This is a genomic window from Enterobacter vonholyi (assembly GCF_040834095.1).
Classification (GTDB): Bacteria; Pseudomonadota; Gammaproteobacteria; order Enterobacterales; family Enterobacteriaceae; genus Enterobacter; species Enterobacter vonholyi.
In genome coordinates this window covers 1,978,319-1,990,537 of sequence record NZ_CP162152.1, presented here as the reverse complement: position 1 = coordinate 1,990,537, position 12,219 = coordinate 1,978,319, and the positions used below count along the sequence as shown (strand labels likewise).

Here is a 12,219-nt window from a genome sequence, read left to right as displayed (position 1 = left end):
TTGCTTATTCACCTCTGCGGTGCCAAAAAGAACAAGATTCACCGCAACCCAGGACAGAGAAATGTTAGATTACCGCTTCCCGACAGCTTTGCAGATGGTTCTCAGCGTAGCGATGGCGGAGCAATTGGGTGAACGTTCGACGAGTGCGATTCTGGCCTACGGTCTGGAAGCGAACCCGAGCTTCATCCGCAAATTGATGGTTCCGCTGACGCGAGACGGCATTATCGTCTCAACGCTTGGCCGTAACGGCTCCATTCATCTTGGTCGCCCGCCGGAAGAGATCACCCTGCGCGACATCTACCTTTCGGTCATCGAAGATAAAAAGCTGTGGGCCTCCCGCCCTGACGTGCCGGCCCGCTGCGTGGTCAGCGCCAACGCCTGCTGGTACTTCAAATCCATTTCTGAAGAAGCCGAAGAGGCTTCGTTAGCAGTACTGGCTCGCCATACCGTGGCAAGCGCCCTGGAAGCGGTGAAAAACGCCGACAGCAGCGGATGGGATCCACTCCCCGACCTTATTGCCCAGTATCAAAAAACGTCATAACGTTTTACCTGATGCGAAAAAAAACCGCCTTCACTATGAAGGCGGTTTTTTATTATCGGCAACGTCCTTACGCGGGCAGAACGTCCCTTTCCTCTTTTTTCCCACGCGTCACGAACTTACGCAGCGTCACGTAGAACACCGGCGTCAGGAACAGACCAAACAGCGTCACCCCCAGCATGCCGGAGAATACCGTGATCCCCGTGACGCCGCGCACTTCTGCGCCAGCGCCGTGACCGAGGATCAGCGGAATGGTCCCGGCGATAAAGGCGATGGAGGTCATCACAATCGGGCGTAAACGCAGGCGGCAAGCCTCCAGCGCGGCCTCCATGATGCCTTTGCCCTGAATTTCAAGCTCGCGGGCAAACTCCACGATAAGAATGGCGTTTTTACAGGCCAGCCCCATCAGCACCACCAGCCCCACCTGCACGAAGACGTTGTTATCGCCCCCGGTCAGCCAGACGCCAAACAGTGCGGAGAGCATGGTCATCGGCACGATGAGGATCACCGCCAGCGGCAGCGTCCAGCTTTCATACAGCGCCGCCAGCACCAGGAACGCCAGCAGCACCGCCACCGGGAAGACGATCAGCGCCGTATTGCCCTGAGTGGCCTGCTGGAAGCTCAGATCCGTCCATTCAATGTTCATCCCGTTTGGCAGGATCTGCTTAGACATCGCGTCCAGCTGCGTCATCGCCTGCGCAGATGAGAGCACGCGCGGGTCGGCATCGCCAATCAAATCCGCCGCCGGATAGCCGTTATAGCGAATCACCGGATCCGGCCCGTAGGTGGTCGTGATTTTCACCATACTGCCAATCGGCACCATTTCGCCCTGGCTGTTGCGGGTGCGCAGATTCGCAATATCTTCCACGCTGTCGCGGAACTGCCCGTCGGCCTGCGCCATCACGCGCCAGGTTCGTCCGAACTGGTTGAAGTCATTGACGTACGACGACCCCAGATAGGTTTGCAGCGTCCCGAAAAGATCGGTCAGCGACACGCCCTGCGCTTTCGCCTTATCGCGGTCAACCTGGACGTCCAGCTGCGGAACGTTAGCCTGGTAGGTTGAGATCGGGAAATGCATTCCCGGGGTCTGCATAATCGCACCGGACATGGTGTTCACCGCGTTCTGCAGCGCGCCATAGCCCAGACCGCCGCGATCCTGGATGTACAGGGAATAGCCCGACCCCTGACCCAGCCCTAAAATCGGCGGCGGCAGAATGGAGAAGCCAAAGCCTTCCTGGATTTGCGCGATTTTCGCATTAATTTCCGCATTAATTTCCGCAGCGGAATGTTTACGCTGATCGAACGGCTTCAGGCCAAAGAACACCGTACCGGTATTCGGCGTATTGGTGAACTGCAGCGCGTTCAGCCCCGGAAACGCGACCGCATAGTCCACGCCTTCGGTATTCATCCCGATTTCGCTCATTTTGCGGATCACCGCGTCGGTACGCGCCAGCGAAGAGCCTTCCGGCATCTTCACACCGCCAATCAGGTAAAGCTTATCCTGCGTCGGAATAAACCCGCCGGGCACCGCTTTAAACATGACGCCTGCGGCACAGAGCAGCAGCAGATAAACCACGAATACCGCGCCGCGTCGTCCCAGCGTTTTACCCACCAGTCCCTGATAGCCGTTTGAGCTGCGGAGGAAAAAGCGGTTAAACGGACGGAAAATCCAGCCGAACAGACGATCGATAAGCCGGGTCGGGAAATCCTTCGGCGCGCCGTGCGGCTTTAACAGCAGTGCCGCCAGCGCCGGAGAGAGCGTCAGCGAGTTAATAGCGGAGATCACCGTCGATATCGCGATCGTCACCGCAAACTGCTTGTAGAACTGACCGGTAACGCCCGACAGAAACGCCATCGGCACAAACACCGCGCACAGCACCAGCGCAATCGCGATAATCGGCCCGGACACTTCACGCATCGCCTGGTGCGCGGCCGCAAGCGGCGCAAGCCCCTCTTCGATATTTCGCTCGACGTTTTCCACCACCACGATGGCGTCGTCCACCACGATACCGATGGCGAGCACCAGCCCGAACAGGCTGAGGGTATTCAGCGAGAAGCCGAGCAGGTAAAGAATGCTGAAGGTACCCACCACCGATACCGGCACCGCGATCAGCGGAATGATCGACGCGCGCCAGGTTTGCAGGAACAGAATGACCACCAGCACGACCAGCACCACGGCTTCCAGCAGGGTCTGCACCACCGCACGGATCGAATCGCGCACGAAGACCGTCGGATCGTAAGGTGCCGCCCACTTCATGTCCGCCGGGAAGCGCGTCGACAGTTCGTCCATTTTCGCGCGCACCGCGTTAGACAGATCGATGGCGTTCGCCCCCGGCGACTGGAAGATACCAATCCCGACCGCATCTTTATTGTTAAGCTGGGAACGCAGAGCATAGCTCCCGGAGCCCATTTCAATCCGCGCCACGTCGCGCAGGCGGACGACAGTACCGTCCTCCGTCGTTTTCAGGACAATATTGCCAAACTCTTCTTCGGTGTGCAGACGCCCCTGGGCGTTAATGGAGATCAGGAAATCGCTTTCTTTCGGCAGCGGCTCGGCGCCAAGCTGACCGGCGGAGACCTGTACGTTTTGCTCCTGCATCGCCGTGACCACGTCCGAAGCGGTCAGCCCGCGCGCCGCCACCTTATTTGGGTCCAGCCACACGCGCATCGCGTATTCGCCTGAGCCGAAAATCTGGATCTGGCCGACGCCGGGCAGACGCGCCAGCTCGTCCTTCACCTTCAGCGTGGCGTAGTTGCGCATATACAGCGAATCGTACTTACCGTTTGGCGAAAACAGATGCACCACCAGCGTCAGCGTGGGCGACTGCTTCTGGGTGGTAATGCCCAGACGCCGCACGTCTTCCGGCAGACGCGCCTCGGCCTGCGCGACGCGGTTTTGTACCTGAACCTGCGCCTGATCGGGGTCAGTCCCCGGACGGAAGGTGACGGTGGTCACCAGCACGCCGTCCGAGCCCGCGACGGATTTCATGTACATCATGTTCTCAACGCCGTTGATCGCCTCTTCCAGCGGCGTCGCCACGGTCTCGGCAATCACTTTCGGGTTAGCGCCCGGGTACTCCGCGCGCACCTGCACGCTTGGCGGCACGACGTCAGGATATTCGCTCACCGGCAGCAGCGGGATGGCGATTAACCCTGTGATAAAAATCAGAATCGACAGGACGGCAGCAAAGATCGGCCTGTCGATGAAAAAGCGGGAAAAGTCCATGGGTTGGATTCTCAGGTCAAGGGATCAGTTGAGGGCGCTGGTGGCGGTCATGGCAACGGTTTTGGCGTTAACCGGCATACCCGGCATAAACACTTTCTGTAACCCCTCGACGATGACTTTGTCGCCAGGATTCAGCCCCTGCCGCACGATGCGTAAACCGTCTGCCAGACGACCCGGCGTAATGTCGCGACGCTGCGCTTTCCCCTCTTTATCGACGATATAAACGTATTTACGATCCTGATCGGTCAGCACCGCCTTGTCGTCAATCAGCGTGGCTTTGAATTCCGCGCTGCCCGGCAGGCGTACGCGGGCAAACAGTCCCGGCGTGAACTGACGCTGTGAGTTATCCAGCAGCGCGCGCATGCGGATTGTCCCGGTGCTCGGCGTGAGCTGGTTATCCAGGAAATCCACTTTGCCCTGATGGGGATAACCCTCCTCGCCCGTCAGGCCAATCTCAACCGGCAGCGCCGTGTGATTGCTGGACGCCCCCTGCCCGCTGCGGGCCAGATTTTGATAGTGAAGATAGGTTGACTCGTCCACGTCAAAGTAGACGTACACCGTCTTCTGCGAGACCAGCGTGGTGAGGACGCTGGCGGTATCGCCCGCAGTCACCAGGTTACCGCTGGTGATCAGCGCCCGGCTGGCGCGACCGTCGATAGGCGCGGTCACTTTGGTGAAGTCCAGGTTGAGCTGGGCAGCGTCAACCGCCGCCTGCGCGGCGCGGATGTCGGCCTGCGCCTGAACGGCAGCCGAGCGACGCTGCTCCCACTCTTCCCGGGAGACCAGATGGGTATTGATCAGCTTATCGGTACGGTTAGCCTCACTTTGCGCGAGGCTGGCCTGCGTTTTGGCTCTTGCCAGGTTCGCCTGCGCCTGTTCCAGCGCGGCGCGATAGGTACGGTCATCAATGGTGAACAGCACCTCGCCCTTCATCACTTCCTGGCCGTCGGTGTAATTCACCTTATCAATGTAGCCGGAAACGCGCGGGCGCAGCTGAACGCTCTCCACCGCTTCAATCCGGCCGTTAAAGCTATCCCACTGGCTAATCGATTTCACCACCACGTCAGCGGCACTCACGGCAGGCGCAGGTGGCGCGGCATTTTGCGCGACGCTGTTATCGCATCCGACGAGCAGCACGGAGAGCAATATTGCCCCCAGCGCGCTCAGAGGAGAGTTACCCCAGGTTTTTTGCAGGCTCATTATTTTTATTCCGATAATTGTCGCCACCGGGCAAGACGCAGCAGGAGGCACCGCGCCACTTCCTTTGTCCGGGGGCTGTCTTAAGGCCATTTGTGTCGTTCATCGCCACAAAACTGTAACAGTTGCGAATACACTATTCGCGGCGATTGTAGGAAGGCGCTTAACTAAGTGCAAGAATAATTGTTGCACTTTATGTGCTATTTGAGCGGATGTGAAAAGACCCGTTTCGGTCAGGGTTTTAAATGCAACAATAAAACTTGCAATTACTGAAAAAACGCGCCACCTTTAAATGCAACAGACAAAGATACTTTTTCATCCGCTGCGTGGGGGTAACCAGATGAACACTGGCGCATTTATGCATGATTTACTCGACTGGATCGACAACAACCTGGACAGTCGCCTGGACATTGAGACCGTCGCCAGGCGTTCCGGCTACTCGAAATGGCACCTCCAGCGCCTGTTCAAAGAGCATACGGGCTATCCCCTCGCCGGGTATATTCGTGCGCAAAAGCTGCAAAAATCGGTTGAGCGGTTATCCCACAGCGACGAACCGATTCTGAACGTGGCGATCGCGCTGGGCTTTGACTCCCAGCAGTCCTTCAACCGCAGCTTTAAGCGTCAGTATGGTCAGGCGCCCGGAGCGTGGCGACGCAGTATGGGTAGCCCGGAAACACAGCAGCTTCGCCAGTAATGCATATTTTGCTGCAACATCGATCCGTTGCTGATATACTGTATATAAATACAGTATAGCGAGGTGCACGATGGCTGTTGAAACAAAATTTGTTGTCGTAAGAAAAGGTGAAGAGAAAATGACATTTGCCAGTAAGAAAGAGGCTGACGCTCACGACAAGCTGCTCGATATGGCCGACGCGTTCACCGACTGGCTGTTGCAAAGCGGAATGCAGATGGATGAAACGCAGGCTGAAAATCTTGGCCTGTATCTCGCCGAGCAGAAAGAGACCGTGCAGCATATTCTTCGTACCAGCAAGCTTCCCGATCTCACTGCTCCAGCGGTAGCGGATAAAACAGAATCCGATGCGGCTGACACGAAAAAAATTAGGGCTGTGAAAGCGGCCTGATTGTCTGAACAATCATCACCAATTTTGAACTATTCACCAGGCCCGGCAGCCAATTCCGGGCTCCCCCTTTGCCAGAGATTCGTTTCTTAATAATTGCTCTTTCATTCTTAATTTACAGTCATTGCACGTCATGCCTGCGATCGTTTTTTAACTGATGGCTGCATCAGGTATAAATATTGCTGATGTCTTATGAAACATTTTAATAATGAAGGAATTAGCTGCAGTTCGTAGTGATCTTCATGTTTGGATGAGATATAACCTGCTGCGGAAATTAACATTCTTGTAACGTTGATAAGGCTAAACAAATGAAGCAGGTTGGTATTGTTGGTTGGCGAGGAATGGTTGGTTCTGTTTTATTACAGAGAATGGTCGAAGAGAACGACTTCGACGATATCTCAGCGCATTTTTACAGTACTTCAAGCGCCGGGGCCGCCGGTCCAGTCATTGGCGGCGTCAGCTACACACTCAAAGATGCTAATTCTATCAGTGACCTGGCCGAAATGGATATCATCATTACCTGTCAGGGCGGTGATTACACAAAAGCAATCTATCCTGCTTTGATTAATTGTGGCTGGCAAGGCTACTGGATTGACGCGGCCTCAGCGCTACGGATGGATGAGAAAGCCTGCATTATTCTCGACCCCGTCAATCGCCCCACGATTGATCGTGCCGTTAAAGAGGGAATTAAACTTTTTGTCGGTGGCAACTGTTCCATCACGCTGAGTCTTATGGGGCTGGCAGGGTTGATTAAGGCTGACCTGATCGAATGGATGAGCGTTATGACCTATCAGTCTGCATCAGGTGCGGGAGCGCAATATGTCAGGGAATTAATTGTTCAAAGTGCCTGGATCAGTGAGCATTTGTCCTCTGATGAACTGGCATCATCAGGTTCAGTGCTGCCTTTAGTCAATAAAGTCAGTGCGTTAATTAACAGCGCTGACATGCCGATACAGAATTTCGGCGCGCCTTTAATGGGCAGCATTATACCGTGGATTGACAGCGATTTAGGGGATGGTAATAGCCGTGAAGAGTGGAAAGGTGAAGCCGAAACAAACAAAATTCTTGGTTTGTCTCCTGGTGCGATCCCGGTAAATGGATTGTGTATTCGTGTTGGCGTGATACGCTGCCACAGCGCCGCAATCACCATGAAGCTCAGGCGTGACGTCAGCGAAGAAGAATTTGCAGCGTTAGTGACGCATTCTCATCCCTGGGTTAACTATGTGCCCAATAACAAGGTTGAAAGCGTCAGTAAATTGACCCCGGCTTATATCAGCGGTTCGCTTCAGGTTGGTATTGGCCGTTACAAGAAAATGTCTCTCAACAACGATCCAATATATTCGGTTCTGACGGTTGGCGATCAGCTACTGTGGGGAGCGGCGGAGCCCTTGCGCCGCATGTTGAATATTCTGCTGGGCAAAATCTAAGACATATTTTCTGAATAAAAGCATCTATTGAACAGGTGCTTTTATTGTATTGTCTCAGCAGGTTCGTGCCAACGCCGCCAAAATCATTTCACGCGCGTGACGCAATACCGATTTTATTTCGCCTGCCGGGATATCAGCGAGCCCCAGTCCGCGTAGCAGGAATATGCCTTCTACAGCGAGAAACGCGTGCCTGACATCGGCCATCTCCTCTCCAGCCTCGCGTAGCGGTTCGAGGAGTGTGCGATACAGGTTGCGAGCGGGCGCCAGCATACCTGGCGCATGCACGAGAGCCGTAATAAGAAACGCCGCCATCTGTGTTACAGCATCCTCTTCCTCCAGCGCTTCCTCGATGTGCGCAAGAATTAATTCTCGTGGCCCTGCGGCGGTAGCTGTAAGACGCTGACTGACTGCCTGCTGGAAACGCGTCACTTCGCGCTCAAGCACGGCGTAAATCAGGCCATCCTTTGATGAAAAGGTATACACAAGGCCGCCTTTACTGATGCCAGCACGTTCCGCGACGGCATCCAGCGTAAATACGCGCCCTCCAGACTCAAGGATGATGCTTTCAGCAGCATCTAAAACCAGCTCCCGATCGATTTCTTTTTTGCGCGTCACGATTTCCCCTTGCTTAATTCGACTGATCAGTCGAATAATGTTTTCGACTGGCCAGTCACATTAGCACTGCAAGCCTTGCCCGACAAGATTGCAATGCGTTCATTCCCTGATAAACCTATGAAAGGCAAGAAATTGAATGAATTATTACCCTCTGCAGCACTCGCACATTTTGTGATGAAAGTGAACGATGTTGATGCCAGCTATGCATTTTACCAGGGGCTAGGCCTGCGTGCGCTCGACAAATTTCCGGGCATGGCGATTATTGAGTTACGCGGCGGCACCCATTTGTTGTTGACCGAAAAGGATGTGCCTGAAACGCAGAGTCTGCATATCAGCCGCGTTGGTCAGCGGCCAGATTTTGCTGCAGAAAAAATTGATCTCATGATCGCGGGCCATTCCAGATCGGAACTTGAAACGTATCGAACTGGCCTCATCGCAAAGGGATATTCAGCTCAGGAAATTGCGCAGGAAACGCTATTTGGACATCATTATTTTTCCCTGCAGGATCCGGATGGAAACGGTATAAGTTTCTACACCAGCCACTGTAGCCAACAGCCTGTTTAAATCAGTTTTAGACTGCGAAGTGCTCTCCGAAAGTGCTTCGCACTACTACCTTCAGCTGCCCCCACCAAATTTTGCCCCAGCCTCTGACGCACAACGGGTGTATTGTTTTAGACAATTCATTCCTCTAAAGGACACCTGCGCAATGATCACCATCCTCGGCAAAACCACCTCCATCAACGTTCGTAAAGTGCTCTGGACCTGCGAAGAAGCGGGCATAGCCTATCAGCAGGAAGATTACGGCAGCGGTTTTGCCTCGACGGAAACGGATGCCTTCCGCGCCCTGAACCCCAACGCCATGGTGCCGGTGCTGATTGATGGCGATTTCGTGCTGTGGGAGTCCAATTCCATCTGCCGTTATCTGGCGCGCAAGGCCGAACGTCACGATCTGCTGCCCGCAGAACCGCAGGCCTGCGCCAACGTTGAGCGCTGGATGGACTGGCAGGCCACTGAATTTAACAACGCCTGGCGCTATGTCTTCCCGGCCCTGGGGCGTAAAAACCCGGACTTTAACGACCCTGAGCGCATTGCGGCGGGAATCAAAGAGTGGAACCACTGCATCACCATTCTGGAAAACCAGCTGCAGCGCACCGGGGCTTTTGCGGCGGGCGAGACGTTTACCCTTGCGGACGTGGTGCTTGGGCTGTCGGTGAATCGCTGGAAAATGACGCCGTTTGATAAGCCAGACGTGCCCGCCATTGAGGCGTGGTTCGAGCGCCTTAACCAGCGTCCGGCATTTTTGCGTCACGGCAATAACGGCATGGTGTAAAACTTAATGCCTGAATGAATACCGCAACGAGGCTGTTTTATTTAATTACGAAACCCTGAAAGTCGTCAGAGGGAATAATAATTAAGCCATATCCTGGACAGCCCGTTGAATCGCTTTGCTAGCCTGAATAGGCAGGCAAAGCTCAACCCGGAGGTATTCTTGCTGATAAGACTCAAGAAAGAACGAACGCATAAGGAGGATCGCCGGCTTGCTCTCTGGCTGGCGACCTCGGCAGGTTTGCTTAACGCCATCGCCCTTGGGGCATTTGGTTTTTTTCCCTCACACATGACCGGCAACACCTCACAGTTATCCAGCGAAGTTTCTTCTACCGATCTGAGCGATATTATTTTCTTCGGCTCGATTATTCTCTCATTTGTGGCTGGCGCCATTATTGCGCGCACAATTGTCATATGGGGTATTATCCATAACGTCAGGCTGGTTTTTTGCCAGATCCTTTTTGTCGAGGGGATATTACTGACCGGCGTTTCCTTCTACGAAATGTATTTCCATGCGCTCAACAGCAACCGCGAAATTATTCTTTTTCTCTGCTTTCTGATGGGCATTCATAATTCCACCTCCACGCAGCTTTCCGGCGGACGAGTGAGATCGACGCACATTACCGGCACGCTAACGGACGCGGGGATTTCCCTGGCCTCCGTAATGGTCGCGATGCTGCGCAGGGATTACTCCAAAGATACGGCGGCGCAAAAAAGTCAGCTAAAAACCCACTTAACCACCCTGTTTTCGTTCATTACGGGTGGTATCGCGGGGCTGCTGCTGTTCAGATGGATTGGCTTCAACGCCATGCTAGCACTGGGGTTGATGCTTGCGGTTGTCGCCGTGGTATCAATTATCACCGTCTCGTCGCGGGTTCGACGGGTGCGTGCCACTCTATGAAGATAATGACCTTTTTTCGGTGTAAGATCCCTTTAGATGTGACGTTGTCACTTCTAAAGGTTCGCTTTAGGACTATTCTGCCCGCAACACAATCAGGCCTTACGCCGTAAGGCCTGGCTTAAGGTTGTCACTGTTTTCATAGGGTTACTGATTTTACCCCTTCGCTGGAACCCTTCCCAAACGCTTGCTATAGGTGAAATACCCCTGCCGAAACATGGCATAACAACAGGCAACCGGTGGTTGCTATAACGCATGCGCACAGGGAGACACACCGCAATGCACCCATTACTCAAACGTTCGCTGCTGTTTGTCGGCGCCATTATCGTGGTTCTCGCCCTCCTCGTCTGGGGGATCGGGCTGGAAACGATCAAGGCGCGTAAGGTTGACCTGATCTATCTCGGGCAACAGCATATGATTCTGGTTTTCTCATCAATGTTCTTTGCCCTGCTGGTGGGTATTCCGGCGGGTATTCTGCTGAGCCGCCCGGCCGCGCGGGGAATCTCCGAATATGTGATGCAAATCTTCAACGTAGGCAACACGCTGCCGCCGCTGGCCGTGCTGGCCCTGGCGATGGTGGTGATTGGCATTGGCGATACGCCCGCCATCATCGCCCTGTTCCTCGCCTCGCTGCTGCCGATCGTGCGTAATACTTATGCCGGGCTGTGCTCGGTCCCGCCGTCGCTGCTGGAAGCGGCAAACGGGATTGGCATGACCAAATGGCAGCGTCTGCGTCAGGTTGAGCTGCCTGCCGCCTGGCCGGTCATGCTCTCCGGCATTCGCATTGCGACCGCCATTAACGTCGGTACCGCGCCGCTGGCGTTCCTGATTGGTGCCAGCAGCTACGGCGAGCTGATTTTCCCCGGCATTTATCTGAACGATTTCCCGACCCTGATCCTCGGCGCGGCGGCCACCGCCCTGTTCGCCCTGATCCTCGATACCCTGCTGGCGGCGCTGGGTCGCGTGATGAGTCCCCATCTCGCTCGATAACAATAACAAGGAGCTTTTATGAGACTGTTTTCCGGCCTGACGGCGCTGTGTGCCGCGGCGCTGTTCACCAGCCAGGCGATGGCGGCCCCGCTGATTCTGGCAACCAAGAGCTTTACCGAGCAGCATATTCTCTCGGCGATGACCGTGCAGTACCTGCAAAAGAAAGGATTCCAGGTTCAGCCGCAAACCAATATCGCCACGGTGATTTCCCGTAACGCGATGATCAACAAGCAGATTGACATGACCTGGGAGTACACCGGCACGTCATTAATCATCTTTAACCACATCAACAAGCGCATGTCGCCAGAGGAGTCTTACGAGACGGTGAAACGTCTGGACGCGAAGCACGGTCTGGTCTGGCTCAAGCCCGCCGACATGAACAACACCTATGCGTTCGCCATGCAGCGCAAGCGCGCCGAGGCGGAACATATCAACACCATGTCGGAGATGGTGGCCAAGATTGAGCAGATCCGTAAAACCAACCCGGACAAAAACTGGCTGCTGGGTTTAGACCTGGAATTTGCCGGGCGCAGCGACGGCATGAAGCCGCTTCAGGCCGCCTATAAGATGGACCTGGACCGCCCGCAGATCCGTCAGATGGACCCCGGTCTGGTCTATAACGCGGTGCGCGACGGCTTCGTCGACGCCGGGCTGATTTACACCACCGACGGGCGCGTGAAGGGCTTCGACCTCAAGGTGCTGGAAGATGATAAAGGCTTCTTCCCGAGCTATGCCGTCACCCCGGTAGTCCGTAAGGACACGCTGGAGGCCAATCCGGGCCTGGAAGAGGCGCTCAACACCCTCTCTGCCCAGCTCAACAACGACGTTATCACCGAACTGAACAAGAAGGTGGATATCGACCATCAGTCACCGCAGCAGGTCGCCCGCGATTTCCTGCGTAGCAAACAGCTGCTGTAGGAGGC

The 12,219-nt window shown here is 55.0% G+C and carries 12 protein-coding genes; 9 read left to right on the top strand and 3 right to left on the bottom strand.

Annotated features, from left to right (window positions below; genetic code table 11):
- The first annotated feature begins 61 nt into the window (after positions 1–61).
- Positions 62–541: an Rrf2 family transcriptional regulator gene (locus AB3N39_RS09475; RefSeq protein WP_029739386.1), complete on the top strand. Its 480-nt coding sequence runs from the start codon at positions 62–64 to the stop codon at positions 539–541.
- 67 nt (positions 542–608) lie between these two features.
- Here the strand turns inward: AB3N39_RS09475 and oqxB are convergent, their stop codons facing one another.
- Positions 609–3,764, bottom strand: coding sequence for a multidrug efflux RND transporter permease subunit OqxB (gene oqxB / locus AB3N39_RS09470; protein WP_149366796.1), 3,156 nt, complete (start codon positions 3,762–3,764; stop codon positions 609–611).
- A gap of 24 nt (positions 3,765–3,788) precedes the next feature.
- Positions 3,789–4,964 (bottom strand): efflux RND transporter periplasmic adaptor subunit, encoded by a 1,176-nt coding sequence (locus AB3N39_RS09465; RefSeq protein WP_367897244.1) that lies wholly within the window; start codon positions 4,962–4,964, stop codon positions 3,789–3,791.
- A gap of 337 nt (positions 4,965–5,301) precedes the next feature.
- Between AB3N39_RS09465 and AB3N39_RS09460 the strand changes: the two genes are divergently transcribed.
- From AB3N39_RS09460 to asd, 3 genes are all read left to right on the top strand, one after another.
- The gene (locus AB3N39_RS09460; RefSeq protein WP_133294301.1) at positions 5,302–5,655 is read left to right on the top strand and encodes a helix-turn-helix domain-containing protein; all 354 of its coding nucleotides are present in this window, start codon (positions 5,302–5,304) and stop codon (positions 5,653–5,655) included.
- A gap of 70 nt (positions 5,656–5,725) precedes the next feature.
- Positions 5,726–6,043, top strand: a complete 318-nt coding sequence (locus AB3N39_RS09455; RefSeq protein WP_059365166.1) for a YebG family protein — start codon at positions 5,726–5,728, stop codon at positions 6,041–6,043.
- Positions 6,044–6,348: 305 nt separating this feature from the next.
- A complete protein-coding gene (gene asd / locus AB3N39_RS09450) occupies positions 6,349–7,467 on the top strand; it encodes an aspartate-semialdehyde dehydrogenase (protein WP_111965739.1) in 1,119 nt (372 codons plus the stop codon).
- 54 nt (positions 7,468–7,521) lie between these two features.
- Here asd and AB3N39_RS09445 read toward each other — a convergent pair whose 3' ends face one another.
- Positions 7,522–8,082 (bottom strand): TetR/AcrR family transcriptional regulator, encoded by a 561-nt coding sequence (locus AB3N39_RS09445; RefSeq protein WP_136194774.1) that lies wholly within the window; start codon positions 8,080–8,082, stop codon positions 7,522–7,524.
- 9 nt (positions 8,083–8,091) lie between these two features.
- On the opposite strand from AB3N39_RS09445, the gene AB3N39_RS09440 reads away from it, so the two are divergent.
- The 5 genes from AB3N39_RS09440 (at position 8,092) to osmX (ending at position 12,214) form a co-directional block, all read left to right on the top strand.
- Positions 8,092–8,646 (top strand): VOC family protein, encoded by a 555-nt coding sequence (locus tag AB3N39_RS09440; RefSeq protein ID WP_367897243.1) that lies wholly within the window; start codon positions 8,092–8,094, stop codon positions 8,644–8,646.
- A gap of 142 nt (positions 8,647–8,788) precedes the next feature.
- Positions 8,789–9,412 carry a glutathione S-transferase family protein gene (locus AB3N39_RS09435; RefSeq protein WP_235403502.1) on the top strand — a complete coding sequence of 208 codons (624 nt, stop codon included), beginning with the start codon at positions 8,789–8,791 and terminating at the stop codon, positions 9,410–9,412.
- 159 nt (positions 9,413–9,571) lie between these two features.
- Positions 9,572–10,309: a YoaK family protein gene (locus tag AB3N39_RS09430; protein ID WP_133294297.1), complete on the top strand. Its 738-nt coding sequence runs from the start codon at positions 9,572–9,574 to the stop codon at positions 10,307–10,309.
- Positions 10,310–10,585: 276 nt separating this feature from the next.
- Positions 10,586–11,296 (top strand): osmoprotectant ABC transporter permease OsmY, encoded by a 711-nt coding sequence (gene osmY / locus AB3N39_RS09425; protein WP_133294296.1) that lies wholly within the window; start codon positions 10,586–10,588, stop codon positions 11,294–11,296.
- Positions 11,297–11,314: 18 nt separating this feature from the next.
- On the top strand, positions 11,315–12,214 hold the full coding sequence (gene osmX / locus AB3N39_RS09420) for an osmoprotectant ABC transporter substrate-binding protein OsmX (protein WP_048030685.1): 900 nt from the start codon (positions 11,315–11,317) through the stop codon (positions 12,212–12,214).
- Positions 12,215–12,219 lie beyond the last annotated feature (5 nt).